Raw genomic sequence first — 25,734 nt, 5'->3', positions numbered from 1 at the left:
TGCGCGGCCGTTGACAGCCTTGGTTTCATCCAGAAAAGCCCGCGTCCAGCGCTTTGAGGCAATTCGTAACCAAAAGTGGGCTGGATTCGGCCCTTGCGGACACGATCAGGGCGGGGAAGATGGGCGTTCCGGTTGATCCGGCTGCTGACCAAGAGCCCCGCGTGACCGACCGGACCGCCGCCGCCCCCGCCGAAACCGCCGACCCATGGCGCGGCGCCGTCATCTATCAGGTCTATCCGCGCAGCTTCGCCGACACGAACGGCGACGGCGTCGGCGACCTGCCGGGGATCACCGCCCGGCTGGACCACATCGCCTCGCTGGGCGTGGACGCGGTCTGGCTCAGCCCCTTCTACACCTCGCCCATGAGGGACTTCGGCTATGACGTCGCCGACTACTGCGACGTCGATCCGGTGTTCGGGACCCTGGCCGACTTCGACGCCCTGACCGCCCGCGCGCATGCCCTGGGGCTGAAGGTCCTGATCGATCTGGTCTTCGCCCACACCTCGGACCGCCACGCCTGGTTCGAGGAAAGCCGTCAGAGCCGCGACAATCCCAAGGCCGACTGGTTCGTCTGGGCCGACGCCAAACCGGACGGCACGCCGCCGTCCAACTGGCAGTCGGTGTTCGGCGGTCCGGCCTGGACCTGGGACGCCCGGCGTGGCCAGTACTACATGCACAACTTCCTGCCTGAGCAGCCGCAGCTGAACCTGCACAGCCCGGCGGTGCAGGACGCCCTGCTGGACGTGGTGCGGTTCTGGCTGGCGCGGGGCGTGGACGGCTTCCGTCTCGACGCCATCAATTTCGCCATGCACGACCCGGCGCTGACCGACAATCCGCCCCTGCCGCCGGGCGGACCGCGCACCCGGCCCTTCGACTTCCAGGACAAGATCCACAACCAGTCCCAGCCGGGCATCGTCGACTTCCTGAAGCGGCTGCGCGCGCTGACCGACAGCCACGGCGGCCGCTTCACCGTGGCCGAGGTGCCGGGCGACCGCGCCGATGCGGAGATGCAGGCCTATACCGAGGGGCAGGACCGGCTGAGCAGCGCCTACGGCTTCACCTATCTGTACGCCCCGGCCCTGACGCCCGATCTGGTCAAGGGGACCGCCGCCGTCTGGAACGGGCGGCCGGGACAGGGCTGGCCGTCCTGGCCCTTCTCCAACCACGACGCGCCGCGCGCCGTCTCCCGCTGGGCCGAGGGCCGCGACCGGGCGGCCATGGCGCGGCTGATGGCGCTGCTGCTGGTCTGCCTGCGCGGGGCCGTCTTCCTCTACCAGGGCGAGGAGCTGGGCCTGCCGCAGGGCGAGGTGCCGTTCGACCGGCTGGTCGATCCCGAAGCCATCGCCAACTGGCCCAAGACCCTGGGCCGCGACGGCGCCCGCACGCCGATGCCGTGGACGGCGGACGCGCCGCATGCGGGCTTCTCCACCGTCGAACCCTGGCTGCCCATCGACCCGCGCCACCTGCCGCTGGCGGTGGACCAGCAGGAGGCCGACCCGACGTCGCAGCTGGCCGTGACGCGCCGTCTGATCGCCCTGCGCAAGGCGAACGCCGCCCTGACGCACGGGTCGATGCGGGTGCTCGAGGCCCCCGATGGCCTGCTCGTCTTTGAGCGGAGCCTCGGCGACGAACGACGGCTCTGCGTCTTCAACCTCGGGCACGAGACCATCGACTGGACGGGGCCCGAGGGCTGGGTCGTCATGGAAGCGGTAAATGGGCCCGAGGGGCCAGTCGCGCCGCTTTCGGGCCGTGTGCTGGCTCCCGATACTGGCGTGGCCGCGTAACCCGGAGTAACGCAGGACCATGACCTCCGGCCCCGTCCTCGTCACCGGCTCAGCCGGCTTCATCGGCTTCCACACCGCCGAGCGCCTGCTGGCGCGCGGCGAGACCGTGATCGGCGTCGACAACCTGAACAGCTACTATGACCCGGCGCTGAAACACGCCCGGCTGGAGCGGCTGCAGGCGCATCCGAAATACCTGCACCACACGCTCGATCTGGCGGACCGCGACGGCATGGCCGCCTTGTTCGCAGGCATGAAGCCGCGCCGCATCGTCCATCTCGGGGCGCAGGCGGGCGTGCGCTACAGCCTGGAACACCCCGAAAGCTACGTAGATTCAAACGTGGTCGGCTTCCTGACCGTGCTGGAGGGCGCGCGGGCGGTGAAGGCGGAGAACCTGGTCTTCGCCTCGACCAGTTCGGCCTTCGGGGCCAACGGCGCCCTGCCCTTCTCAGTGAAGCAGGGCGTGGCCCATCCGCTGACCGTCTACGCCGCCACCAAGATCGCCAACGAGGCGATGGCGCACTCCTATTCCCACCTGTTCGGCTTCCCCTCGACGGGCCTGCGCTTCTTCACCGTCTATGGACCGTGGGGCCGCCCGGACATGGCGCTGTTCAAATTCACCCGCGCCATCCTCGAAGGCCGCCCGATCGACGTCTACGGCCACGGCCAGATGGAGCGAGACTTCACCTATGTCGACGACATCGTCGAGGGCGTGATCGCCGCGCTGGACAAGCCCGCCGCCGTCGATCCCGACTGGAACCCGCAGGCGCCGAACCCGGCCACCAGCGGGGTCGCCCCGTGGCGCATTCTCAACCTCGGCGCCGGCCGCCGCGAACAGCTGATGCGCTACATCGCGGTGCTGGAAGAGGCGCTGGACCGCAAGGCCGAGCTGAACCTGATGCCGGTCCAGGACGGCGACGTGACCCGCACCGAGGCCGACGTGACCGAGACCCGCGCCGCCTTGGGCTACGCTCCCTCCACCCCCATCGAGGTCGGGGTGAAGCGGTTCGTGGACTGGTACCGGGACTTCTACGGGGTCTGATCCCGAACGAGAAAGGCCCCGCCGTCGCCGGCGGGGCCTTTCCGTTTCAGCCTTTGACCGATCCTTACTGGACCGGCTGGCCGTTCACATCGACAACCACGACCTCGCCGATCCCCAGCGCCCGGATCTTCGGCTCGATCTGGGCGCGGTCGCCGACCACCACCCAGGTCGTCGGCCCCTCGCCGACCAGGGCGCGCGCCGCGACCGAGGCCGACTGCGGGGTCGTTCCGTTCACCGAAGCGGCGTAGCCGTCGTAGTAGTTCTCCGGCACGCCATAGACGACCATCCGGGTCAGGTCGTCGGCCACCGCGGCGTTGGTCTCCCAGCCTCCGGCCATGCCCAGCACCAGGTTGGACCGCACCGCCGAGATCTCCGCCTCGGTCAGCGGACGCGAACCGACCACTTCGCTGAGTTCCCGATGGATCTCCGCGATGCTTTCGGCGGTCTTGTCGGCCTGCACCCCGGAGGAGACGCGGAACAGCCGCTCGCCGCGCGCGATGCCGACGAAGGAGCCGGCGCCGTAGGACCAGTGCTTGTCCTCGCGCAGGTTCATGTTGATGCGGCTGGTGAAGGCACCGCCCAGCGCCGTGTCGGCGACGCTGATGGGGCCTTCCGTCGCCGGATCGAAGGGCGCGACGAGGCGGCCCGTGATGATCGACGACTGCGGACCGGCGCGGTCCACGATGTAGATTCGCGGGGCGTGGCTGGCGGGCATCGCCGGCGCGGCGGGCTTGACCGGCAGCGGCGCGGCGGGCGCGCGCCAGGTGCGGAACGCCCGTTCGAGCGCCGGAACCAGCTCGGCCTGTGTGGTGTCGCCGACCACCACCAGGGTGGCGTTGTCCGGACGGAACCAAGTGGCGTGATAGGCTTCGGCGTCGCTCGGGCTGAGGGCGTTCACCGTCGCTTCCGTCCCCGAGGCCGGGCGGCCGTAGGGGTGCTCCGGCCCGAACACGGACGCCACCATCACGCGGCTGGCGATGGCGCCGGGGCTCCGGTTGCTCTGCTGGATGCCGGAGATCTGCTGGGCTCGCGCACGCTGGAAGTCATCGGCGCGGAAGGCGGGATGCTGAATGATGTCGGCATAGAGCGCCAGGGACGGCTCGAGCCGCGACTCGATCGCGTTCAGCGAGATGCTGGTGTAGTCCACCGATGAGCTCCCCCCGATGGAGGCGCCCAGCAGTTGCGCCCGGTCGCCGATCTCCAGCGCGGTCAGGCTGTCGGTGCCGTTGGTCATCACCGCGGGGGTCAGCGCGGCCACGCCGTTCTTTCCGGCGGGGTCGGCGGCGGATCCCGCCTCGACGATCAGGTTCATGCTGACGGTTGGCACGCCGGTGCGCGGCGCCAGCACCACCTTCAGCCCGTTGGACAGGGTGAAATGCTCGACATTGGGGAAGTCGGCCTGCGGGGCCGCGCCCGGCGTCGGCATGTGGGTCCGATCAGCGCCCGTCGCCGCGACCGTGAAGTCGGGGAAGGGGCGAACCTCGAGCGCGTAGCTGCCGTCCGTCAGCCACTCGCGGCCGGCGGCGGTCAGATTGGCCGGCGTGGCGTTCAGCAGGCGTTCGTAGCCCACTCTCCACGCGGCCGGATCGCCCTGGAAAACCTGGCTCGCGGCCAGGCGGTCGGACTTGCCGCCGAACCCGCCGATCCGTTCCAGGCCCCGGACATAGGACGCGCCGACGGCCGTGCGGGCGCGTTCCAGTTCGTCGGCCGTGGGGCCGTCGCGCAGCAGGCGGGCCATTTCCTCGTCGACGATGCGTTCGATGTTGGCCAGGTCCTGGCCCGGCTTGGCGGTGATCACGACCGTGAACTGGCTGCCGATCTCGCGTTCGGAAACCCGCGCGGACACGCTGGTCGCCACCTGGTCATCGAACACCAGGCGCTTGTAGAGACGCGACGTGCGGCCTGAGGCCAGCACCTGGCCGAGCATGCCCAGGTAGTGGGTGTCCGCCTCGCCGCCCGGCGGCACGTTCCACACCTTGTACAGACGCGGCTGGCCGACGCGGTCGTACATGACCTCGCGTTGCGCGCCCTCCATGCGGGCGATCATGCGCGCCGGCTGGGTGACCGGGGGTCCCGAAGGGATGTCGCCGAAATACTGCTCGACCTTGGCGCGCGCCTCTTCCGGCGTGATGTCGCCGGCCAGGACGATGGTGGCGTTGGCCGCGCCGTAATAGTCGCGGAACCAGGCCTTCACGTCGTCCAGGGAAGCCGCTTCCAGATCGTCCATCGAGCCGATGACCGTGTGGCCATAGGGGTGGTCCGACGGATAGGTCGCGGCCGTGATCAGATCCCACACGCGGCCATAGGGTTGGTTCTCGCCCTCGCGTTTTTCGTTTTGAACTACACCGCGCTGCTCATCGAGGCGCGCCTGGTCGATCGCGCCGACGAGGTGGCCCATCCGATCACTTTCCAGCCACAGCAGGCTGTCCAGCGCCGAGGTCGGGACGTTCTGGAAATAGTTGGTGCGGTCGTTGTTGGTCGTGCCGTTCTGATCGGTCGCGCCCAGCAGTTCGGTCGCTTTGAAGAAGTCGTTGTTGAAGTTCTCGGACCCGTTGAACATCAGGTGTTCGAACAGGTGGGCGAAGCCCGAACGGCGCGCCGGCTCGTTCTTGGAGCCCACGTGATACCAGATGTTCACCGCCACGATCGGCGCCTTGTGGTCCTCGTGGACGATCACCGTCAGGCCGTTGTTCAGCACGAACCGGGTGAAGGGGATGTCGACGTCCGGCAGCGGCGCGAGGCGTTCCTGCGTGGCGGGCGAGGCGGCCACGGAGGCGGCGACCTGGGCCTGAACCTGGAAGGCGGACGCCAGAAGGACGGCCGCGGCGGCGCCCCCCAGCAGAACGGGACGGAACGAACGCATGCGGAGACCCCCTGAATTGAGACGACCCGGCGAGCCGGGCGATGACAGTGGTATCCAGCTGCGATCCGCTCGCAAGCGAAATGACATTTCAGATTCGTAACCTTCCGAGGTTCATTTCGCAGTTGCGAGGCCCAAAGACCGGTCCGTGCACAGTGATGCGCTCCAACCTCAATCCGTGCAGCGAGAAACGAAGTATTGCACCGCACACGAAATGAATTGCCTGCGGCGCCGCAATAGGGTCCTATCCCTATCCGCGGCGTCGAACGCGGTTCGGGCCGAGATTTCTGACATCCCGCTTCCGGACACCGCGCCCATGATCCGCAAATCGCTCGCCCTCGCCGCCCTCTGTTGTCTGGTCGCCGGTCCGGCGCTCGCCGCGCCCGCGGCTCCGCTTCTGGCCCACCAGGCGGCGCTGGATCTGAACGAGGCCTCGTCGGCCTGGATCCTGACGTCGACGGCGCTGGTGCTGCTGATGACCCTGCCGGGTCTGGCGCTGTTCTACGGCGGCATGGTCCGGCGCAAGAACGTCATCGCCACCATCGCCCACTCCACCGCGGCCCTGGCCATCGTCACCGTGCTGTGGTTCGCGGTCGGCTACAGCCTGTCGTTCGGGACGGGCCCCGAGGCGACCAACGGCTTCATCGGCGGCTTCCAGGCGGCCTTCCTGAACGGCGTCACCCCCTCGACCGCGCACAGCCTGGCGCCCGGCCTGCCCGAGTTCCTGTGGATCGCCTACCAGCTGACCTTCGCCATCATCACCCCGGCCCTGATCGCCGGCGCCTTCGCCGAGCGGATCAAATTCTCGGCCTCCATCCTGTTCTTCTTCCTGTGGCACCTGATCGTCTATGCGCCGATCTGCCATCAGGTCTGGGGCGGCGGCTGGATGGGCTCGCTGGGCGTGCTCGACTTCGCCGGCGGCGCGGTGGTCCACGTCAACGCCGGCGTCGCCGGCCTGGTCGCCGCGCTGGTGCTGGGACCGCGCCAGGGCTTCGGCCGGGACAACATGGCGCCGCACAACCTGGCCTTCACCGCCATCGGCACCGGCCTGCTGTTCGTCGGCTGGCTGGGCTTCAACGCGGGCTCGGCCTGGGCCGCCGACGGCATCGCCGCCGTGGCCGCCTTCAACACCATCCTGGCCGCCGCGGCGGCCGCCATCGGCTGGACGGCCGTGGAGTGGATCGACCACAAGCGCCCGACCCTGCTGGGCCTGCTGTCCGGCATCGTCGCCGGCCTGGTCGGCGTCACCCCGGCCGCCGGCCTGGTCGACCCCAAGGGCGCCTTCATCATCGGCATCCTGTCGGGTCCGGCCTGCTATGCGGGCGCCGTCTGGCTCAAGCGCGCCCTGAAGTATGACGACAGCCTGGACGCCTTCGGCGTGCACGGCGTGGGCGGCATCGTCGGCGCCGTCCTGACCGGCCTTCTGGCCACCGCCGCCATCAATCCGGCGGCCGCCAACGCCAACATCCTGAACCAGATCATCGGCCTGGCCGCCGTCATCGCCTGGTCGGGCGTCGGCACCTTCGTGATCCTGATGATCTGCAAATACACCGTCGGGCTGCGCGTGCCGAAGGAAGAGGAGATCGAGGGGCTGGACTACACCCAGCACGGGGAGACGATTCACCAGTAGCACTCCTTCCCCAACGGGGAGGAATGGCAACGCTCCCGTCCCACTCGCGTTCGACTCGCCATGACGGCTCGCGGCGAACTCGACACCTACAAGAAGAAGCGGAACTTCACCGCCACGCCCGAGCCTGTCGGCAAGAAAGGCAGGGCGAAGACCACCGGCCTGCGCTACCTGATCCAGCGCCACGCGGCGACGCGGCTGCACTATGACTTCCGCATTGAGCTGGACGGCGTCCTCAAGTCCTGGGCCGTGACCAAGGCCCCGTCGCGCGACCCCGCCGTCAAACGCCTCGCGGTCGAGGTCGAGGACCACCCGCTCGACTACGGCGCGTTCGAGGGGACCATCCCGTCCGGCAACTACGGCGCGGGCACGGTGCAGATGTGGGACACGGGAGAGTGGGAGCCCCAGTCCGACGATGTCGACGCCGCCTTCAGGAAGGGCGAGATCAAGATGGTGCTCCATGGCGAGCGCCTGTCCGGCAAATGGGTGCTGGTCCGCCTGCGAACCGACCGCGGCAAGCCCAGCAAGCGCGCCAACTGGCTGCTGATCAAGGAGAAGGACCCGTACGCCGTCCCGGGCGAGGGCGACGCCAACATGGAGATCGACGCCTCGATCGCCACCGGCCGCAGCCTCGCCGAGATCGCCGAAGGCAAGACGCAGTGGACCTCGTCAAAACCGGTCGCACGCAAGGGGCCCGCGAAACCCGTGGCCCGTCCCGCCGTCGCCGCCCATGCGAAGAAGCCCCACGCCTTCGTCCCCATCCAGCTGTGCAAGATCACCGACTATCCGCCCGGCGGCGCGGGCTGGGCGCATGAGATCAAGTTCGACGGCTACCGCCTCCAGGTCGCCGCCGGCGGCGGCCGCGCCACCCTGCGCACCCGCAAGGGACTCGATTGGTCGAAGAAATTCCCGGAGCACGCCGCCGACGCCGCCCGCTGGCCCGACGCCGTGCTGGACGGCGAGCTGTGCGCCCTGGCCGCGGACCACATGCCCGACTTCTCGGCCCTGCAGGCGGCGATCTCGGACGAGGACACCGGCGACCTGATCTACTTCGCCTTCGACCTGCTGTTCGAGGGGCCGGAAGATCTGCGCGGCCTGCCCCTGTCTCACCGCAAGGCGCGGCTGCAGGCCTACATCGACCGCATCCCCAAGGCCGCCCGGTCGCGCATCCGCTACGTCGACCACTTCGCCTCGACCGGGGCGGCGGTCCTGGAAAGCGCCTGCCGCATGGACCTGGAAGGCGTCATCTCCAAGAAGCTGGACGCACCCTATCGCGAGGGCCGCACCTCGACCTGGCTGAAATCGAAATGCCGGGGCGGCGATGAAGTCGTCATCGGCGGCTGGACCGCCGAGGGCGACCGCTTCCGCTCCCTGATCGTCGGGGTGAAGGAGAAGGGCGGCCTGCGTCATCTGGGCCGCGTCGGCACAGGCTATTCCGCCCCGATCCTCAAGACCCTGATGCCCGCCCTTAAGAAGGCCGCGTCGGACACCAGCCCCTTCATCGGCAAGGCGGCGCCAAAGCGCCCCCGCTCGGGTCCGCACACCGTCCACTGGCTCAAGCCCGTCCTGGTCGCCGAGATCGAGCACGGCGGCTACACCGACAGTGGAACCCTGCGCCAGGCGGCCTTCAAGGGCCTGCGCGAGGATAAGTCCGCCGCCGAGGTCATCGACAAACCTCAGGAGCCCGCAAAGCCCAAGGCGACCAGGGGCAAGGTCGCCGCTCCGCCCCAGCTCACCATCCCCGGCGAAAAGGCCAAGCCCGGCAAGCTGGTCGTCGCGGGGGTCGGCATCTCCAGTCCGGACAAGGTGCTATGGCCCGCCTCGGACGGGCATGAGGCCATCACCAAGGCCGACCTCGTCCGCTACTACGAAATGGCCGCCGAACGCATCCTGCCGCACGTCGCGGACCGCCCGGTCTCCATCATCCGTGCGCCCGAGGGCATCGCGGGCGAGCAGTTCTTCCAGCGCCACGCCATGCCCGGCTCCAACCCTCGCCTCAAGCTGATCGACGTCAAGGAGCGCAAACCCTACGTCGGCGTCGTCGATGTCGGCGGCCTCGTCGCCATCGGCCAGTCGGGCGGGCTGGAGCTGCACCCCTGGGGCTGCAAGCCGGGCAATCCCGAGACGCCGGAACAGGTCACCTTCGACCTCGATCCCGACGAAGGCCTGGACTTCAACGACGTCGTCTCGGCGGCCAGGGTGGTGAAGGCCGAGTTGGAATCCCTGGGCCTGACGCCCTTCGTGAAGACCACCGGCGGCAAGGGACTGCACGTCGTCGTCCCCATCCGCGCCGACGCCAGGGCGCGCATCGAGTGGGATCAGTGCAAGGCCTTCGCCAAGGCCGTCAGCGAACGGGTCCGCGCCGCCGATCCCGACCGCTTCACCACGACCCTGGCCAAGAAGGCCCGGGGCGGAAAGATCTTCCTCGACTATCTGCGCAACGGCCGGATGGCGACGGCGGTCGCCCCCTGGTCCCCCCGCGCCCGCCCCGGCGCCGGCATCGCCTTCCCCCTGTCCTGGGGGCAGGTGAAGAAGGGCCTCGATCCGAGGGCCTTCACGCTTCGGGACGCCGCCGCCCTGCTGAAGAAGCCCGACCCCTGGAAGGATTTCCGGTCCGCCGAAACCAACCTGCGGCCGGTGCTGAAGCGGTTGGAGCTCTGAATTCTCCCTCCCCTTCTGGGGAGGGTGGACCGCGAAGCGGGACGGATGGGGAGCCGGGCGCCCGGATACGAACCCCACCCTGTCGTCGCTTCGCGCCGACATCCCTCCCCACGAGGGGGAGGGAGAAACCGCCTCTTCCCTTTCCCCTTCCCGCCTCGACCCGCTACAACCTCGGCCATGACTTCCGCCCCGCTTCCTGACGCCGGATCGAACTGGGTGGACCGCCATGCGCCGGAGGGGCTGAAGCCCTGGCTCAAGCTCGGCCGCTTCGACCGGCCCATCGGCATCTGGCTGCTGCTGCTGCCCGGCTGGCAGGGCATCGCGCTGGCGCTCGCCTCCGAGCGCCGGACCTCCAGCGTCTATGACCTGTGGCTCGTCGCCGGCTTCGCCATCGGCGCCTGCCTGATGCGCGCCGCCGGCTGCGCCTTCAACGACATCGTCGACCGCGACATCGACGTGAAGGTCGCCCGCACCGCCGCCCGCCCGGTCGCCTCGGGCCGGATCAGCGTCAAGAAAGCGCTGGCCTTCACCGCCGCCTGCTCGCTGGTCAGTCTGCTGATCCTGCTGACCCTGAATCTGACCGCCATCCTTCTCGGGGTCGCTTCCCTGCTGCTGGTCGCCGCCTACCCCTTCATGAAGCGGATCACCTGGTGGCCCCAGGCCTGGCTGGGCCTGACCTTCAACTGGGGCGCCCTGATGGGTTTCGCGGCGGCGGCAGGAAGCTGGGCGGTGGTGCTCGACACCGGAAACTTGAATGTCGTCTCGGCGTTCGGGGCGACAAGCCCTCTCGCCCTCACCGCCCTCGCCCTCTACGCGGGCGGCGTCTTCTGGACCCTCGGCTACGACACCATCTACGCCCTGCAGGACATCGAGGATGACGCCATGGTCGGGGTGAAGTCCTCGGCCCGCCGCCTCGGTTCGAACGTGCGTCTCGGCGTCGGCGTCTTCTACCTGCTGGCGGTTGTCTTCGCCGCGCTGGCGGGCCTGCTGGCCGGGCTCGGCCCGCTCTTCTACGTCGGCTTGACCGGCTACGCCCTGCATCTGTCGTGGCAGACCCGATCCATCCGGCCCGACGACGGCCCGTTCGCCCTGGCCCTGTTCAAATCGAACCGGGAGGCCGGGCTGGTCCTGCTTCTCGCCATCATCCTCGGTTCTGTGCAGCTTCCGCTTTGAAGGAGATCCGCATGTCCTCCCCCGTTCGCGCACTTCTGATCGCCGCCGCGGTCGCCGCCACCCTGGCCGCCTGCAACCGCGACCGCGAAACGGACAAGGCCCCCGCCGCTCCGCCCGCCGCCGGCGCCGTGGAGACCCCGGCCGACGCCGCCGCCCCCATGACCTTCGCGTCCAAGACGCCGTGGGCCGACGTCAGCCTGAAACTGCCTGAGGGGCTGAAGAGCCAGACGGACCTGCACGCCCGCCTCTACGCCGAGGAAGTCCGCAAACTGCGTCAGTTCATCGAGGGCGCCCAGGGCGCCCGCACCGAGGCCGGCGATGACGCCGACATTCCGCTCTACCAGAAGATCGTCGAACTGACCGTCGCGGGCGAGACCAGCAAGCTGTTCAGCCTCAAGCGCGTCGACTTCGACTATTCGGGCGGCGCCAATCCCAACACCCTGACCGGCGGCATCCTGTGGGACAAGGCGCTGAAGCGGCAGATCGGCTTCACTGACCTGTTCCGGCGCGGCGCCGACCTGACGGTGCTGGATCAGGCCCTGTGCTCGGCGATCAACACGGCCAAGCGCGCCCGCGTGCCCGACAGCGCGTCCATCAACCTGGGCGACAAACCGGGCTCCTGCCCGCGCGCCGCGGTCACCGAGTTCGTGCTGACGCCGGGCGATACGCCGGGCAAGGCGGCGGGCCTGACCTTCCTGATCGGCCCCTATCAGGTCGGACCGCGCGTCGAGGGCGCCTATGAGATCGCCATCCCGGCGACCACCTTCCGGTCGCTGCTGGCCGTGGGCTACGCCGATGAGTTCGGGGGGCGGCTGGCCAAGGCCGGCGACGTCACCCCCGTCGCCGGCCCCGCTCGCTAATTAGTTCGCCAGGAACTGATCCATCAGTTCGGCGAACTTCGCCGGCTGGTCGCTCATGATGAAGTGGCGGCTGCCGTCGACCCGGGTCAGGCGCACGCCCGGCAGGGTCGCGTACTCCTGCCGCCACAGGGCGTCCGCCATCGCGGCCGGCGCGCCGCCGTCGGCGTCCGAGGCATAGGGCGCCCAGACGGGCGTGGTCATCGTCGCCAGTCCGGGTCGGACGTCGGTCAGCATGACGTCGCGGATCGCCGCCGCCATCGCGTGACGATCGCTCGCCATGCTCCATTCCACCATCCGCTCCCGCGTCAGCGGATCGCGCGAATAGCCCACCGCGCCGCGGACCTGCCCGGCCCGGAAGCTCGCGTCGTCGGCGGCCAGCATTCCGGCGGCGGCCTGCTCGGCGTAGGGCCGCGCCCCCTCGACCGTCGCCTGCGGGCCGAACAGGGCGCTGAAGAACGGCAGGCTGTCGACGGTCATCACCTTGCCGACCAGGTCGGGGTTCTGCTGCGCCAGCATCAGGGCGCTGAGGCCGCCCATCGAATGCCCGACGACGGCGGGGGCGGTCAGGCCCTGCTCGCGGATGTAGCGGGCCAGGTCATCGACGACCGGCTGGACGAACGGGCCGTCGCCGTGGGTCCAGGCCTCACCGGCGAAGCCGGCCAGCTGCACCAGATGCACCCGATGCGTCGCCTTCAGCCGCTCGGCCTCGGCGCGCCACACCTCCCGCGAACAGCCGAAGCCGGGGATCAGGATCAGGTCCGGCCCCTGGCCCACGACCTCGACCGACAGCCGGTCTGAGACGAAGGGGGCGGGCGCCGTTGCGGCGGCCGGTTCGGCCCACACGTCGGTGGCGAACAGGACGCCCCCGCCGATCGCCGCGACGGCGGCGGAAGCCATGAACAGGGCGCGGAAGGTCGAACGCCCGACGAAGTGGCGGTGATGCAGCATGACGATGTCCTTGAAGATGAGCCTGACGGCGTCAGGCGTGGGGATTCTCGAAGATGTCCTCGACCGGCCGGCCGAACAGCACCGCGATGCGGTAGGCCAGGTCCAGCGAGGGGTCGTGTTTCTCGGTCTCCAGCGCGTTCACGGCCTGCCGGGACACGCCCAGCGCCTGACCGAGCTGTTCCTGGGTCCAGTCCCGCTCGACCCGCAGAAGCTTCAGACGGTTCTTCATCAGTTGGAAGCCCGAATGAACGGCGCGACCAGCCCGAACGAGGCCCAGAAAGCCGGGTAGATCAGCCAGGTCGAAATGTGCGGCGCGCCCGCGAAGGTCTCTCCGAAACCCCACACGGTGGCGGCGGCCATGGTCAGGCCGGTGGCCGCGATGAACTGCTTGGCGGTCACCGCCCGTACGAACTCGTCCGACTCGCGCATCAGGGCAAGGGTCGCCCAGATCTGGCCGATCACGGGCGCCGAAACGGTTAGAGCCAGCGCCCAGGCCGCCGGGGTGTTCCGGATGTCGTCGAACGCATTGGACGACACCGCGATGATGATGGCGACATAGCCGCCCATGAAGGCAAGGGTGCGAAAGACGTACCGGCGCGCGGCGGGCGTCCAACCGGGACTGGATTTGATCATGACAGCTTCTCCTGACTGAATGTAAGGCTGACCTTACACAACTAAAATGTCATGTCAACCTGACTTCATGTCAGGATCGCCCGACAATGGACCGTCCTCTTTGCGCACGGACCGGACGGACGTATCCTGGCCTCATGCCCGCCGCGCCCCGCGCCCGTCCGACGGATCTGTTCACGCCCCAGGAATGGGTGCCGTTCCAGACGCGTCGCGCCTGGATCGGGCCGCTGCTGGTCGCGCACTGCTGGGGCGTCATCGCGTTGGCGGTCGCCGTCGGCGTGCTGTGGCCACTGCTGATCCCGATCTGCGTGGCCGTCATCGGCACGCGCCAGCTGGGTCTGGCCATCCTGATGCACGAGGCGGCGCACGGCGGCCTGTCGACGAACACGCGGCTGAACGATTTTCTCGGCCATTGGCTGTGCGCCGTGCCGATCGGCGCCTCGCTCGGCGCCTACCGCCCCTATCACCTGTCGCACCACCGTTTCGCCCAGCAGCCGGAGGACCCGGATCTGGTGCTGTCGGCGCCCTTCCCCGTCTCGCCCGCCTCCCTGCGCCGCAAGATCGTGCGCGACCTGACCGGCCAGACCTTCTTCAAGCAGCGGGTGCTGCTGCCGCTGGCCGCAATGCGCGGCGCCAGGGCGGCAAGAGCCACCGACGATCATGACTATGAGGCGATCGTCACCGGGCGTTCGATCCTGCCCTTCCTGCTGGTCAACCTGGCCCTGCTGGCGGGGCTGACGCTGGCGGGGATCTGGTGGGCGTATTTCGTGCTGTGGCTGCTGCCGATGGCGACCTGGTTCCCGATGGTCACCCGCCTGCGCAACATCGCCGAACACGCCTGCGTCGAGGGTTCGGCCGAAGACCCCTTCCGCGCCGCCCGCACCACCCGCGCAAGCTGGTGGGAGCGCGCCTTCATCGCCCCCTACTGGGTCAATTTCCACGCCGAGCATCACCTGTTCATGCACGTCCCCTGCTGGCGGCTGCCGGCCCTGCATCGGGCCGTACGGAGCAAGCCGCAGGGCGAGCGGATGGAGGTGGCCGGCGGCTACGTCGAGGTGCTGCGCGCGGCCAGCGCCCGGAACCCCTCCTAAGCCATCTGGCGTCGCGGCCCTATCGGCCGACCAGTCTCCCCACGGCGCGCCGCCGCTCGCGGGTGGGCCGCGCCTCTTCCGCCCGCAGGGTCAGCACGCGGACGCCGTCGCGGGTGACCGCCACCGTGTGCTCGAACTGGGCGGACAGCTTCCCGTCCTCCGTCACGACGGTCCATTCGTCCGCCTCGGTGCGCACCGTCCGGCGGCCCTGGTTCAGCATGGGCTCGATGGTGAAGACCATGCCCTCGCGCAGCTTCAGGCCGGTCCCCGGCTTTCCGAAATGCAGCACCTGCGGCGCCTCGTGCATCTCGCGCCCGATGCCGTGGCCGCAGTAGTCGCGCACGATCGAATAGCCGGCGCGCTTGGCGTGCTGTTCGATCGCATGCCCGACATCGCCCAGGGTCGCGCCCGGACGCACCGCGCGAATGCCCTTCCACATCGCCTCATAAGTGGTCTGGACCAGCCGCTTCGCCGGAGGCGCCACCTCGCCGATCAGATAGGTCTTGCTGGAGTCCGCGATGAAGCCGTTCTTCTCCAGCGTGATGTCGAAATTGACGATGTCGCCGTCCCGCAGGACATCGTCGCGCGACGGCACGCCGTGGCAGACGACGGCGTTGCGCGAACTGTTCAGCACGAAGCCGTAGCCGTACTGACCCTTGCTGGCGGGGCGGGCCTGAAGCCGCTCCACGATGAAGGCCTCGACCAGATCGTTGACCTGAAGCGTGTCCATGCCCGCCAGGGGCAGCGCATCCAGATGGGCGAACACCGAGGCGAGCAGGCGCCCGGCCTCCGCCATCACCTCGACCTCGGCCGGCGTCTTGATCACGCCGCCGCGCCCGTCAGATCGGCGGCGCCGACGCCCGCTGCCTTCAGCTCGCGCGCCGCCAGCTCCTGGAAGGTCAGGCCAGGATTCAGCTCGCCCAGCATGCCGATCCTGATCCAGAACGCCGCTTGGGCGTTGATCGACCGGCACGACGCCCGGCTGGCCCGGCGTAGCTGCTCGTGCAGCTCATCCTCGATGTTGACGATCCCCATCGGGCGCTCCTGAATATACGATACGTATACGCTTCATATAGCCGAACGTGCCGCGCGGCAAGCCGGGTTACGCGTCGCCCGGCGTGCTAGGGAGCACCATGGCCATCACTGACCCGACCGCCTTCATCCTCGCCAACACCCGGCTGCAGGCCGTGCCGCATGCGCCGGAGATTTCGCTGTGGCTGGCCGACGAGATCACGCCGATCTGGCGCCTGACCGAGGAAGAGCTGGGCGAACTGGGCCTGCCGCCGCCCTTCTGGGCCTTCGCCTGGGCGGGCGGACAGGCGGTGGCGCGCTGGCTGCTCGACAATCCTCAGGAGGTCGCGGGCAAGCGGGTGCTGGACTTCGCCACCGGCTCGGGACTGGTCGGCATCGCGGCGATGAAGGCGGGCGCGGTCTCCGCCCTCGGCGCGGATATCGATCCGTTCTGCGCGGCGGCGGTGGCGCTGAACGCCCAGGCCAACGGCGTCGCCCTGTCCTTCACTGACCAGGACCTGCTCGACGCCCCGCCGCCGCCGGTCGACGTCATCTGCGCCGGCGACGTCTGCTATGAGGCGCCGATGACCGAACGGGTGCTGGACTGGCTGGGCCAGGCCCGCGCCAACGGAACCCGCGTCCTGATCGGCGACCCGGGCCGGACCTATTTCCCAAAGACCGGCCTCGACTTCCTCGCCGAATACCGCGTGAAGACCACGCGCGAGCTCGAGGATCAGGAGATCAAGCGCTCGTCGGTCTGGTCGATGGCCTGATCCTGCTCGGGATCGGGCGAGAAATGGATATGCCGCTCGGGGGCCGGATCATCTGAGTGATCCTCGCCCGACATCTCCGACTTCGCCGGACGCCCGGTTCCGCGCGCCTGTTCCAGTTCCGGATCGCGGCTGAAACCCGGATCAGCGGGGGAAGTGGTCACCGCAGGCTCCTTTGCGGACGACGCTCCATTTCCACAACCGGAATCGGGCCGGTCCGGTTCCGGCCACGCTTGGATATCCGGCCTCGCGGGACCACCTTCGGATCATGACCCGCGCCCTGATCCTCGCCGCCGTCGCCGCGCCGCTGTTGCTGGCCAATGTCGCCCAGGCCCAGACCTTGGCCCAAATCCCGCCGCCGGGCGCGTCCGCCTATGAGCAGCACCGTTGGCAGGCCGAGCAGCACCGGTACGAGATGGATCGCCTGCGCCTGCAGGCGGACCAGCGCGAGGCCACCGCGCGTCAGCTCGAACTCGAGACCCGGCTGAACCGCATGGATCTCCAGAGCCGCCGCACCGCCGACCCCTACGTCTCCTCCGCGCCCCGCGCCCTGCGCGCGCCGGAGGACGAACAGGCCCTGCGCCGCTCTGCGACCGAGCGCCGCCGCGCCACGGAAGCGGGCGTCGGCCAGATCGACGCCTGGCTGGACCGCCGACCGAATTAGCAGGCCTAAATCGGGCGCATCCCTTGCGTCCGGACCGCGTTACGGCTTCGCTCACGGTCTGAGGCGAGGGAGGACGGGTCATGCGTTGGGAAGGCGGCCGCCGCGGCGGCAATATCGAGGACCGGCGCGGCATGGGCCCGGTGGGATTGGCCGGCGGGGGCGTCGGCGCCCTGGTTCTGGCGGCCATCGGCTATTTCGTGTTCGGGATCGATCCCTCGACCACCCAGCAGATCACCAGCCAGCTGGGTGGCGTCGGCGCTGAACAGCAGGAAGGCAAGGCGGGCACACCGCAGGATCAGGCCGGCCAGTTCGTCGATGTGATCGGCGCCAATATCGACGACGTCTGGCGCACCAAGCTGCAGGGCTATCAGCCGCCGACCGTGGTCTTGTACGAACAGGGCACCCAGACCGGCTGCGGCATGGGCCAGTCGGCCATGGGCCCCTTCTACTGCCCCACCGACCGCCGCGTGTATCTGGATCTCGGCTTCTGGCAGGAAATGGAGACCCAGCTGGGGGCCTCGGGCGCCGACTTCGCCCGCGCCTATGTGATCGCCCACGAATACGGCCACCACGTCCAGACCCTGACCGGCGCCTCGGATCAGGTGCGGCGGGCCCAGCAGCGCGCCTCGGGTGAGGCCGAGGCCAACCGCTATTCTGTCGCGCTGGAGCTCCAGGCCGACTGCTACGCCGGCGTCTGGGCCGCCAACGCCTCGGCGGTCTCCAACGGCCAGGTCGCCCTGACCGCCGGAGATATGGAAGAGGGTCTGAAGACCGCCTCGGCCATCGGCGACGACACCCTGCAACGCCGCTCGGGCGGCCGGGTCTCGCCCGACAGCTTCACCCACGGCTCGTCCGCCGACCGCATGGCCTGGCTGCGGCGCGGCTATGACAGCGGCGATCCGGCGGTCTGCGACACGTTCAGCAACCTCTAGAACGTCTTGTTGCGGCGCACACGGCGCGGCAAGGTCGATCCGTGTCCTCCTCCGCCGCCTCCGCCCTCGCCGCCTCGCGCCGCCTTGTCCTCAAGGTCGGCTCCGCCCTGCTGATCGCGGACGGGCGGCCGAACGGCCCGCGCCTGGCCGCGCTGGGGCAGGAGATCGCCGACCTGCGCGCCCGGGGCGTGGAGGTGGTCGTGGTCTCCTCCGGCGCCGTCGCGCTGGGACGCGGGCGTCTCGGCCTGTCCAAGTCCGCCCGGCTGGATGAGAAACAGGCCGCCGCCGCCGCCGGCCAGTCCCTGCTGATGCAGGCGTGGGAGACGGCCCTGTCGCCCCACGGCCTGACCCCGGCCCAGGTCCTGCTGACCCGCGACGACACCGAGCGCCGCCGTCGCTGGCTCAACGCCCGCTCGACCCTGGACGCCCTGCTGCGGCTCAAGGCCGTCCCTGTGGTCAATGAGAACGACACCGTCGCCACCGAGGAGATCCGCTACGGCGACAACGACCGCCTGGCCGCCCGCACGGCCCAGCTGGCGCGCGCCGACCTGCTGGTCCTGCTCAGCGACATCGACGGCCTTTACGACGCCGACCCCAGGTCCAATCCGAACGCCGCCCACCTGCCGCTGGTCGAGACCCTGACGCCCGAGGTCATGGCCATGGCGGGCGAGGCCAACGCCTCCGCCTCGGTCGGCACGGGCGGCATGCGCACCAAGCTGGAGGCCGCCCGCATCGCCCGCTCGGCGGGCTGCGCCACCGTCATCGCCTCGGGCCTGACCGAGCGTCCGCTGGCCGCCGTCCTGGACGGCGCGAAGGCCACCCTGATCCCCGCCCCCGCCGGTCCGATGGCGGCGTGGAAGTCGTGGATCGCGGGCAGCGTCGATCCGGCCGGACGGCTGGTCGTCGACGACGGCGCCGTGGCCGCGCTCCGCGCCGGCAAGAGCCTGCTGCCCTCGGGCGTCCGCGCCGTCGAGGGCCGCTTCGACCGGGGCGACAGCGTCCGCGTCGTCACCCCCGACGGCCGGTCCGCCGCTGTCGGCCTCGCCGCCTTCTCCGCCGAGGAGATGATCCTGATCCAGGGCCGCCAGACCGGCGAGATCGAGGGACTGGTCGGCTACAGGGGGCCTCAGGTCGCCATCCACCGCGACGACCTGGTGCTGGAGGGCGACGCATGACCGCCATCGCCGAACAGATGCTTCAGCGCGGCCGCCGCGCCCGGGCCGCCGCCGAGACGATCCGCATGGCCCCGCCCGAGGTCCGCACCCGCGCGCTCCTCGCCGCCGCCGCCGCCCTGCGCGCCCGCTCGGACGCCATCCTGGCCGCCAACGCCGAGGACATCGCCCGCGCCCGCGGCAACGGCCTGTCCGAGGCCCTGATCGACCGGCTGGCGCTCAGTCCCGCCCGCATCGCCGCCATCGCCGACGCCGTAGCGGAGGTCGCAGGCCTGCCGGATCCGCTGGGCCGCGAGACCGCCCGCTGGACCCGGCCCAACGGCCTGGACATCGCCCGCGTCTCCACCCCCATCGGCGTGCTGGCCATCATCTATGAGAGTCGCCCCAATGTGACGGCGGACGCCGCCGCCCTGTGCCTGCGCTCCGGCAATGTCGCCCTGTTGCGCTGCGGCTCGGACTGCCTGTCGTCGTCGCTGGCCATCCACGCCGCGATGGTCGAGGGGCTTCAGGCCGCCGGCCTGCCCGCCGACGCGGTCCAGCTGGTCGACACGCCTGACCGCGCCGCCGTCGGCGCCCTGCTGACCGGGCTCGAGGGAACCGTCGACCTGCTGATCCCGCGCGGCGGCAAGAGCCTGGTCGCGCGGGTGCAGGCCGAGGCGCGCGTGCCGGTGCTCGGCCACCTCGAGGGCCTGTGCCACACCTATGTCCACGCCGCCGCCGATCCGGGCATGGCCGAGCGGATCGTCCTGAACGCCAAGATGCGCCGCGTCTCGGTCTGCGGCGCCACCGAAACCCTGCTGATCGACCGCGCCTGCGCTTCGGCCCTGCTGCCTCGACTGGCCAGCGCGCTCGAAGCCGCCGGCTGCAGCCTGCGCGGCGACGCCGACAGCCGGGCGCTGGTCCCCACCATCGCGGCGGCGAACGAAGGCGACTGGACCACCGAATACCTGGCCCCCGTCCTCGCCGTGCGCGTGGTCGACGATCTCGATCAGGCGGTGGACCATATCCGCCGCTACGGCTCGGGCCACACCGAGGCCATCGTGACGGAGGACGCCCAGGCCGCCGCCGCCTTCCTGAACGCCGTCGACAGCGCCATCGTCATGTGGAACGCTTCCACCCAGTTCGCGGACGGCGGCGAGTTCGGCTTCGGCGGCGAGATCGGCATCTCCACCTCGCGCCTGCACGCTCGCGGCCCGGTCGGGGCGGAACAGCTGACCAGCTACAAATACGTGGTCCGCGGCACGGGCCAGACCCGCCCCTAACCCACCGTCAGGTCCAGCGCCCGCGACAGGTGCAGCGTGCCCTTGCCCAGGTCCAGCGCCACGCGCCGGTCCCTGAACGCCTCCATTCCCACCAGGCCGCCCGGGAAGTTGGGCAGCGGCGGCTGGTCGAACACGCCCACGTCCACGCGGTGATACAGCTGGTCGGCGAAGGTCACCGTCCGCGCCTCCACGATGGTCGAGCGCATCGAGCCGCCCAGCACCAGGCTGCCCCCCTCGCGCTGGGGCCGCCCGTCCAGCAGTCCCGCCGTGTGCGCGGCCTCGCGGCTCAGCCCCAGCAGGGACGAGGCGCCGGTGTCCACCACGGCGCTCACGGCGGCCCCTTCGACCGTCAGCTCGGCGACCAGGGCCGTCCCCTGCCGCCGCACCGCCGCCTCGATCAGGTCAGGCGGACGGACGAAGGCCTCGCGGCGCACCAGCCGCGCGTACCGGCGCGCCGGATCCAGCGCCAGCACCGCCTCGCCCAGCACGTCCTGCCCGAGGATCAGCGGCGTCCGCAGGCCCTCCTCCGAGGCCAGCGGCCCCAGGTTCAGGATCGCCGCTCGCAGCCCCTTGATCGACAGCCCCGGCAGGGTCAGGTCCAGCGAGGTCCCGCGCCCCACCTGCGCCCCGCCGCCGACGCCATAGGCCACCAGCGGCATGTCGAACAGCGAGCGGCCCTCGCTGGGCAGGGCGTCGAACAGGGCGCGGTCGATGACGGAATACTGGGCGCCGGTGTCGATCAGGGCCAGCACCGTGCGGCCGCCCACCTCGATCCGCACCGTCGGCGTGGGTGAGCGCCGCGCATAGGGCAGCCAGGGCGTCGCCCCCTCCGGCCCGAAGGTCAGGCGCGGCTTGGGCCACAGCAGGTGATCGCGCGCCCACCATGCTCCGCCGGCGACAGCGAGCAGCCCGGCGGCGCGGATCAGAAGGGTGCGGCGGTTCATCGGAGCCCAAGATGGCCCGTGCGGGCGGCCGGCGCCAGCGGCGTGACGCCGCGCTGATCGTGTCCTGAAACGACGAACCGGCCGGCGCCCCCCGACGCCGACCGGCCCGCCTGCGAGGCCGGCATCCCCCGTACCCCCGCGAACCCCGGATCCAAGACCTCAGGGTTACCGGCGCGTTAATGGCCCAGGACTGACACCGCTGTCCATCCTCTTCGCCGCCGACGCGAGCAAAATGTGTCCTAACGGTGTCCGAACGGCACCACCTTGTTCGCCCCGTCGTGGCCGATGTCGGCGGCGCCCAGATAGGGAATGCCCGAGCGCTGGCACCAGTAGCGGGTGATCTCCTCGGCGGTCAGGCCGAAGTCCGGGTCGTTCTCCACGACCTCCGACACCCGGCCCAGCCGGATGCCCGCCACGCGCCGGATCGAGGCCTGGCCGGTCAGGTGGAACATCATCCGGTCGATCCGGTACAGCGGCTCGGACACGTCCTCCAGCATCAGCACATGGCCGGTCAGGTCCGGCTCCAGCGCCGTGCCGACCAGGGCGTCCAGGATACTCAGGTTGAAGGCGACCGCCGGGCGGGAATCCGTGCGCAGCGACGGCTCCCACGACGACGAGGCCCCGCTCTTCAGCCAATTCAGCGCCCGCCAGGCGGTGTCGTCATGGCGCACCGCGTCCGAGGCCATCGGCCCGTGCGCCAGATGCGGGAAGCCCGCCTTGTAGAGGATGGCCAGCAGGCTGCCAGCGTCGGAATAGCCCAGATACCGCTTCTTGCGCGCCTCGTCCGTCAGGCGCGGCAGCACCGCCTCCGCGATCCGGCACGAGCCGTAGCCGCCGCGCGCGAACCAGACGGCGTCCAGCCGCGGATCGTTGGCGAACTCGACGAAGGCGTTGGCGCGCGTCGCGTCGTCGCCGCCGAAATGGCCGTGCTTCTGGAAGGTCGCCGGATGGAAGACGACCTTGATCGAGTCCTCCGGCACATTGGCCGCGAACCACGCCTGAATGGCCTCGCCGCGTTCCTTGGAGAAGCGCGAGCTGGCGTTGACGATGCCGATCTTCAAGACGCGATCCCCGGACTGTGCGACCTCCTTCATAGTCCGCGCCGCGCCCGCGAACCAATCCCTTCCCCTCTCCGCTTTCGCCCTCTACTCAGCCTTCATGGCGAACGACTATTTCTTCTGCGGGATCGGCGGCTCGGGGATGCTGCCGCTGGCGATGATCGTGCAGGCGCGCGGGAACCGGATCGAGGGCTCGGACCGCTCGCGCGACCAGGGCCGCACGCCGGACAAGTTCGCCTGGCTGGAAGCGCACGGCGTGACCCTGCACCCCCAGGACGGCTCGGGCGTCACCCGCGCGGACCAGATCGTCGTCGCCACCGGCGCGATCGAGGACACCGTCCCGGACATCGGCGCCGCCAGGGCCGCCGGCGCGACCATCAAGACCCGGCCCGAACTGCTCAGCGAACTGTTCAACGCCGCCCCGACCTCGATCGGCGTGGCGGGCACCAGCGGCAAGTCGACCATCACCGGCATGATCGCCTGGATCCTGCACGAAGCCGGGCGCGCGCCGACCGTCATGAACGGCGCGGTGATGAAGAATTTCGCCGACGCCGACCATCCTTTCGCCAGCGCCCTGGTCGGCGGCCCGGACCTGTTCGTGTCCGAGGTGGATGAGTCAGACGGCTCCATCGCCCGCTACGACCCGACCGTCGCGGTGGTCTCCAACATCTCGCTGGACCACAAGTCGATGGAGGAGCTGCGCGAGCTGTTCGGCGGCTTCACCGCCCGCGCCGCCACCGCCGTGCTGAACCTCGACAATCCCGAGACCGCCGCCCTGGCCCAGACCCTGCCGCCGGAGAAGGTCGTCACCTTCGCGCTGGGGGAAGAGAGCGCGACCCTGAACGCTCATGACCTGGAGCCCCGGCCGACGGGCATGCGCTTCACCCTGACCGAGCAGGGCGGAGCCAGACATCCGGTCACCCTGAACGTCCCCGGCGCCCACAATGTCGCCAACGCCCTGGCCGCCCTCGGCGCCGTCCGCGCGCTGGGAGTGCCGCTGGATCAGGCAACCGCCGCGCTCGAAACCTTCTCCGGCATCCGCCGCCGCATGGAGGTGGTCGGGACCGCGAACGGCGTCACCGTCATCGACGACTTCGCCCACAACCCGGACAAGATCGCCGCCACCCTGAAGACGCTGCACGCCTTCGACGGCCGCCTGCTGATCCTGTTCCAGCCGCACGGCTTCGGCCCGCTGAAGCTGATGAAGTCTGAGTTCATCGACGGCTTCGCCGGCCTGATGCGCGAGGACGACGTCCTGCTGATGCCCGAGCCCGTCTACTACGGCGGCACCACCGACAGGTCCGTGAATAGCGAGGACATCGCCTCGGGCGTCCGCGCCGCCGGCCGCAAGGCTGAGGCCCTGCCCACCCGCGACGCCTGCGGCGACCGCATCGTCGACCTGGCCCGGCCCGGCGACCGGGTGATCGTCATGGGCGCCCGCGACGACACCCTGTCGGTCTTCGCCGCCGATCTGCTGAAGCGCTTCCAAGCTCCGCTTACGGACTGATTTTCAAGAGAATATCTCGAAACATTCACGTACGGCAAAGCTCGTATTAAGTGGCGGCCCGTATCGGACTCCCGGACATCGGGAGTATGCGTGCATGGCCAGAATCGGAGACTTCGCCAGCGGCGCCGAGCCGATCTCTCCGGAGACTCCGGGCGCTCATGTCTTCGAGCGTTTCGAGCGCGAACCCGACACCCTGGCCATCGCCGTCGTCGATGCGGAACAGCGCCCGGTCGGGCTGGTCGAGCGCAACGCCTTCACCCTGCGCATGGCCGCCGAGTTCGGCCGCGCCCTCTACGCCCGCCGCCCGGCCTCCAGCTTCATGGACCCGGCCCCCCGGGTGCTCGACGCCGACGCGGACGCCGAGACCCTGTTCGAGTCGATCGACGCCGCCAACCTGGGCGCGCTGCTGAACGGCTTCGTGGTCGTGACCAAGGGGCGCTACAGCGGCGTCGGCGCCGGGGTCCACCTGCTCCAGGCCGGCAGCGCCATCCACCGCAAGCGCGCCCAGGCCATGAGCGTCCTGGCCCGCGATCTGGCTCGCGCCGAGCAGGAGGCCCGCACCTCCAGCCGCGCCAAGTCCGAATTCCTCGCGGTCATGAGCCACGAGATCCGCACCCCGCTGAACGGGGTCCTCGGCGTCGCCGCCCTGATGGAGCGCGAGCTGACGCAGGAGGCCATGCGGCCCTACGTCCGCACCATCCTCGATTCTGGCCAGAGCCTGCTGCGCCTGCTGACCGACGCCCTGGACATGTCCCGCGCCGAGGCCGGGCTGATGACCTTCGAAACCGGGGCGGTGTCGCTGGAGGCCGTGGCCCGGGACCTGACCGCCCTGTGGGGCCCGCGCGCGGAAGAGAAGGCGCTGGCCCTGACCGTGACCTGCGACGCCCCGGACGCCGGCCACGTCGTCGCGGACGAGGTGCGCCTCAAGCAGCTGCTCAACAACCTGATCGGCAATGCGATCAAATTCACCCCCGCGGGCCAGGTCGCCGTCCGGATCGCCGCGGCGCCCGAGGGCGGCGACGCCCACATGGTCGTCACCGTCGACGACAGCGGCCCGGGCGTGACCGAGGACGCCGCCGCCTCCATCTTCGACCCCTTCAACACAGGCCGCGCGGGCCGCGCGGGCGCCGGGGCCGGATTGGGCCTGGCCATCTGCCGCCAGATCGTCGAGCGCATGGAGGGCCGGATCGCCGTGGAGCGGTCGCCGTGTGGCGGAGCCCGCTTCACCTTCGACCTGCGGCTGCCGCTGGCCTCCGCCGAGGTCGCGACGGCGCAGGACAGCCCCCTCCCGCCGACGCCGCACGAGACCCTGCATGTGCTGGTGGTGGACGACAACGCCACCAACCGCTTCGTCGCGGGCAAGGTGCTGGAGCTGTTCGGCTGCACCTCCGAGACCGCAGAGAACGGACGCGAGGCGGTGGAGCGGGTCCAGGTCGCCCGTTTCGACCTGGTCCTGATGGACGTGAAGATGCCGGTGATGGACGGGGTCCAGGCCACCCGCGCCATTCGCGCCCTGCCCGGTCCGGTCTCGGGCCTGCCCATCCTCGCCCTGACCGCCAACGCCGATCCCCGCGACGAGGCCGACTATCTGGCCGCCGGCATGGACGGGGTGGCGCAGAAGCCGATCCAGCCGGACGTCCTGCTCAACGCCATCCGCCGCGTGATGTCGGCCACACCCACGGCGGAAGCAGCTGTCGCGGCCTGAGGGGGCGCAACCCCGACGCTGCCGGCGTATTGTAGC

23 protein-coding genes are annotated in these 25,734 nt (G+C 70.1%); 14 read left to right on the top strand and 9 right to left on the bottom strand.

Annotation, left to right across the window (positions count from 1 at the left end; translation table 11 throughout):
- Positions 1-119 precede the first annotated feature (119 nt).
- Positions 120-1,784 (top strand): alpha-glucosidase, encoded by a 1,665-nt coding sequence (locus AC07NB_RS11950; RefSeq protein WP_494571143.1) that lies wholly within the window; start codon positions 120-122, stop codon positions 1,782-1,784.
- A gap of 19 nt (positions 1,785-1,803) precedes the next feature.
- A complete protein-coding gene (locus AC07NB_RS11945) occupies positions 1,804-2,823 on the top strand; it encodes an NAD-dependent epimerase/dehydratase family protein (RefSeq protein ID WP_492312276.1) in 1,020 nt (339 codons plus the stop codon).
- A 64-nt stretch (positions 2,824-2,887) separates the two neighbouring features.
- On the opposite strand, the gene AC07NB_RS11940 is transcribed toward AC07NB_RS11945, so the two are convergent.
- Positions 2,888-5,686, bottom strand: coding sequence for a M16 family metallopeptidase (locus AC07NB_RS11940; RefSeq protein WP_494571142.1), 2,799 nt, complete (start codon positions 5,684-5,686; stop codon positions 2,888-2,890).
- 313 nt (positions 5,687-5,999) lie between these two features.
- Here AC07NB_RS11940 and AC07NB_RS11935 point away from each other — a divergent pair, with 313 nt between their 5' ends.
- From AC07NB_RS11935 to AC07NB_RS11920, 4 genes are all read left to right on the top strand, one after another.
- On the top strand, positions 6,000-7,313 hold the full coding sequence (locus tag AC07NB_RS11935; protein ID WP_492312274.1) for an ammonium transporter: 1,314 nt from the start codon (positions 6,000-6,002) through the stop codon (positions 7,311-7,313).
- Between the two features lie 60 nt (positions 7,314-7,373).
- Entirely contained in the window at positions 7,374-9,971 is a 2,598-nt protein-coding gene (gene ligD, locus AC07NB_RS11930; RefSeq protein ID WP_494571141.1) for a DNA ligase D, read from the top strand.
- Between the two features lie 177 nt (positions 9,972-10,148).
- A complete protein-coding gene (gene ubiA, locus AC07NB_RS11925; RefSeq protein ID WP_494571140.1) occupies positions 10,149-11,144 on the top strand; it encodes a 4-hydroxybenzoate octaprenyltransferase in 996 nt (331 codons plus the stop codon).
- Positions 11,145-11,155: 11 nt separating this feature from the next.
- Positions 11,156-12,004 carry a DUF3298 and DUF4163 domain-containing protein gene (locus AC07NB_RS11920; RefSeq protein WP_492312271.1) on the top strand — a complete coding sequence of 283 codons (849 nt, stop codon included), beginning with the start codon at positions 11,156-11,158 and terminating at the stop codon, positions 12,002-12,004.
- Here the strand turns inward: AC07NB_RS11920 and AC07NB_RS11915 are convergent, their stop codons facing one another.
- From AC07NB_RS11915 to AC07NB_RS11905, 3 genes are read right to left on the bottom strand one after another with little or no spacing between them, the layout of a single operon-like run.
- Positions 12,005-12,952: an alpha/beta fold hydrolase gene (locus tag AC07NB_RS11915; protein WP_494571139.1), complete on the bottom strand. Its 948-nt coding sequence runs from the start codon at positions 12,950-12,952 to the stop codon at positions 12,005-12,007.
- 31 nt (positions 12,953-12,983) lie between these two features.
- Positions 12,984-13,181: a helix-turn-helix transcriptional regulator gene (locus AC07NB_RS11910; protein WP_492312269.1), complete on the bottom strand. Its 198-nt coding sequence runs from the start codon at positions 13,179-13,181 to the stop codon at positions 12,984-12,986.
- Positions 13,181-13,585: a hypothetical protein gene (locus AC07NB_RS11905; RefSeq protein WP_291832254.1), complete on the bottom strand. Its 405-nt coding sequence runs from the start codon at positions 13,583-13,585 to the stop codon at positions 13,181-13,183. Before AC07NB_RS11905 ends, AC07NB_RS11910 begins: the two co-directional genes overlap by 1 nt.
- A 134-nt stretch (positions 13,586-13,719) precedes the next feature.
- On the opposite strand from AC07NB_RS11905, the gene AC07NB_RS11900 reads away from it, so the two are divergent.
- Positions 13,720-14,673: a fatty acid desaturase family protein gene (locus tag AC07NB_RS11900; protein WP_494571138.1), complete on the top strand. Its 954-nt coding sequence runs from the start codon at positions 13,720-13,722 to the stop codon at positions 14,671-14,673.
- Between the two features lie 19 nt (positions 14,674-14,692).
- On the opposite strand, the gene map is transcribed toward AC07NB_RS11900, so the two are convergent.
- Both map and AC07NB_RS11890 read right to left on the bottom strand, forming a co-directional pair.
- Positions 14,693-15,499, bottom strand: a complete 807-nt coding sequence (map, locus tag AC07NB_RS11895) for a type I methionyl aminopeptidase (protein ID WP_494571137.1) — start codon at positions 15,497-15,499, stop codon at positions 14,693-14,695.
- Positions 15,496-15,708 carry a ParD-like family protein gene (locus tag AC07NB_RS11890; RefSeq protein ID WP_291832251.1) on the bottom strand — a complete coding sequence of 71 codons (213 nt, stop codon included), beginning with the start codon at positions 15,706-15,708 and terminating at the stop codon, positions 15,496-15,498. Before AC07NB_RS11890 ends, map begins: the two co-directional genes overlap by 4 nt.
- 98 nt (positions 15,709-15,806) lie before the next feature.
- On the opposite strand from AC07NB_RS11890, the gene AC07NB_RS11885 reads away from it, so the two are divergent.
- The gene (locus AC07NB_RS11885; RefSeq protein WP_494571136.1) at positions 15,807-16,457 is read left to right on the top strand and encodes a class I SAM-dependent methyltransferase; all 651 of its coding nucleotides are present in this window, start codon (positions 15,807-15,809) and stop codon (positions 16,455-16,457) included.
- Here the strand turns inward: AC07NB_RS11885 and AC07NB_RS11880 are convergent.
- Positions 16,418-16,618, bottom strand: coding sequence for a hypothetical protein (locus AC07NB_RS11880; RefSeq protein ID WP_494571135.1), 201 nt, complete (start codon positions 16,616-16,618; stop codon positions 16,418-16,420). The two genes, AC07NB_RS11885 and AC07NB_RS11880, sit on opposite strands and share 40 nt — an antisense overlap.
- Positions 16,619-16,722: 104 nt before the next feature.
- On the opposite strand from AC07NB_RS11880, the gene AC07NB_RS11875 reads away from it, so the two are divergent.
- The 4 genes from AC07NB_RS11875 to AC07NB_RS11860 all read left to right on the top strand — a co-directional run bounded on the left by AC07NB_RS11875 (position 16,723) and on the right by AC07NB_RS11860 (position 20,484).
- Positions 16,723-17,118 carry a hypothetical protein gene (locus AC07NB_RS11875; protein ID WP_494571134.1) on the top strand — a complete coding sequence of 132 codons (396 nt, stop codon included), beginning with the start codon at positions 16,723-16,725 and terminating at the stop codon, positions 17,116-17,118.
- A gap of 80 nt (positions 17,119-17,198) precedes the next feature.
- Positions 17,199-18,050, top strand: a complete 852-nt coding sequence (gene ypfJ, locus AC07NB_RS11870; RefSeq protein ID WP_291832247.1) for a KPN_02809 family neutral zinc metallopeptidase — start codon at positions 17,199-17,201, stop codon at positions 18,048-18,050.
- A gap of 41 nt (positions 18,051-18,091) precedes the next feature.
- Entirely contained in the window at positions 18,092-19,225 is a 1,134-nt protein-coding gene (gene proB / locus AC07NB_RS11865; protein WP_494571133.1) for a glutamate 5-kinase, read from the top strand.
- Positions 19,222-20,484 (top strand): glutamate-5-semialdehyde dehydrogenase, encoded by a 1,263-nt coding sequence (locus AC07NB_RS11860; RefSeq protein ID WP_494571132.1) that lies wholly within the window; start codon positions 19,222-19,224, stop codon positions 20,482-20,484. The genes proB and AC07NB_RS11860 overlap by 4 nt, the downstream gene beginning before the upstream one ends.
- Here the strand turns inward: AC07NB_RS11860 and AC07NB_RS11855 are convergent.
- Both AC07NB_RS11855 and AC07NB_RS11850 read right to left on the bottom strand, forming a co-directional pair.
- On the bottom strand, positions 20,481-21,428 hold the full coding sequence (locus tag AC07NB_RS11855; RefSeq protein WP_494571131.1) for an aspartyl protease family protein: 948 nt from the start codon (positions 21,426-21,428) through the stop codon (positions 20,481-20,483). The two genes, AC07NB_RS11860 and AC07NB_RS11855, sit on opposite strands and share 4 nt — an antisense overlap.
- A gap of 239 nt (positions 21,429-21,667) precedes the next feature.
- Entirely contained in the window at positions 21,668-22,489 is an 822-nt protein-coding gene (locus AC07NB_RS11850; RefSeq protein ID WP_494571130.1) for an LD-carboxypeptidase, read from the bottom strand.
- Positions 22,490-22,586: 97 nt separating this feature from the next.
- Between AC07NB_RS11850 and AC07NB_RS11845 the strand changes: the two genes are divergently transcribed.
- Positions 22,587-23,993, top strand: a complete 1,407-nt coding sequence (locus AC07NB_RS11845; protein WP_494571129.1) for a UDP-N-acetylmuramate--L-alanine ligase — start codon at positions 22,587-22,589, stop codon at positions 23,991-23,993.
- 94 nt (positions 23,994-24,087) lie between these two features.
- Entirely contained in the window at positions 24,088-25,698 is a 1,611-nt protein-coding gene (locus tag AC07NB_RS11840; RefSeq protein ID WP_494571128.1) for an ATP-binding protein, read from the top strand.
- Positions 25,699-25,734 lie beyond the last annotated feature (36 nt).

This window comes from Brevundimonas sp. GW821-FHT09G01, assembly GCF_059416065.1.
The sequence above is the reverse complement of the archived record's forward strand: the minus strand, read 5'-3'. Positions and strand labels throughout refer to the sequence as shown.

Bases quoted from the DNA above. Each gene is read 5' to 3' on its own strand.
- AC07NB_RS11950 (WP_494571143.1), top strand. From the start codon at position 120: ATGGGCGTTCCGGTTGATCCGGCTGCTGACCAAGAGCCCCGCGTGACC.
- AC07NB_RS11945 (WP_492312276.1), top strand. From the start codon at position 1,804: ATGACCTCCGGCCCCGTCCTCGTCACCGGCTCAGCCGGCTTCATCGGC.
- AC07NB_RS11940 (WP_494571142.1), bottom strand. From the start codon at position 5,686: ATGCGTTCGTTCCGTCCCGTTCTGCTGGGGGGCGCCGCCGCGGCCGTC.
- AC07NB_RS11935 (WP_492312274.1), top strand. From the start codon at position 6,000: ATGATCCGCAAATCGCTCGCCCTCGCCGCCCTCTGTTGTCTGGTCGCC.
- ligD (WP_494571141.1), top strand. From the start codon at position 7,374: ATGACGGCTCGCGGCGAACTCGACACCTACAAGAAGAAGCGGAACTTC.
- ubiA (WP_494571140.1), top strand. From the start codon at position 10,149: ATGACTTCCGCCCCGCTTCCTGACGCCGGATCGAACTGGGTGGACCGC.
- AC07NB_RS11920 (WP_492312271.1), top strand. From the start codon at position 11,156: ATGTCCTCCCCCGTTCGCGCACTTCTGATCGCCGCCGCGGTCGCCGCC.
- AC07NB_RS11915 (WP_494571139.1), bottom strand. From the start codon at position 12,952: ATGCTGCATCACCGCCACTTCGTCGGGCGTTCGACCTTCCGCGCCCTG.
- AC07NB_RS11910 (WP_492312269.1), bottom strand. From the start codon at position 13,181: ATGAAGAACCGTCTGAAGCTTCTGCGGGTCGAGCGGGACTGGACCCAG.
- AC07NB_RS11905 (WP_291832254.1), bottom strand. From the start codon at position 13,585: ATGATCAAATCCAGTCCCGGTTGGACGCCCGCCGCGCGCCGGTACGTC.
- AC07NB_RS11900 (WP_494571138.1), top strand. From the start codon at position 13,720: ATGCCCGCCGCGCCCCGCGCCCGTCCGACGGATCTGTTCACGCCCCAG.
- AC07NB_RS11890 (WP_291832251.1), bottom strand. From the start codon at position 15,708: ATGGGGATCGTCAACATCGAGGATGAGCTGCACGAGCAGCTACGCCGG.
- AC07NB_RS11885 (WP_494571136.1), top strand. From the start codon at position 15,807: ATGGCCATCACTGACCCGACCGCCTTCATCCTCGCCAACACCCGGCTG.
- AC07NB_RS11875 (WP_494571134.1), top strand. From the start codon at position 16,723: ATGACCCGCGCCCTGATCCTCGCCGCCGTCGCCGCGCCGCTGTTGCTG.
- ypfJ (WP_291832247.1), top strand. From the start codon at position 17,199: ATGCGTTGGGAAGGCGGCCGCCGCGGCGGCAATATCGAGGACCGGCGC.
- AC07NB_RS11860 (WP_494571132.1), top strand. From the start codon at position 19,222: ATGACCGCCATCGCCGAACAGATGCTTCAGCGCGGCCGCCGCGCCCGG.
- AC07NB_RS11855 (WP_494571131.1), bottom strand. From the start codon at position 21,428: ATGAACCGCCGCACCCTTCTGATCCGCGCCGCCGGGCTGCTCGCTGTC.
- AC07NB_RS11845 (WP_494571129.1), top strand. From the start codon at position 22,587: ATGGCGAACGACTATTTCTTCTGCGGGATCGGCGGCTCGGGGATGCTG.
- AC07NB_RS11840 (WP_494571128.1), top strand. From the start codon at position 24,088: ATGGCCAGAATCGGAGACTTCGCCAGCGGCGCCGAGCCGATCTCTCCG.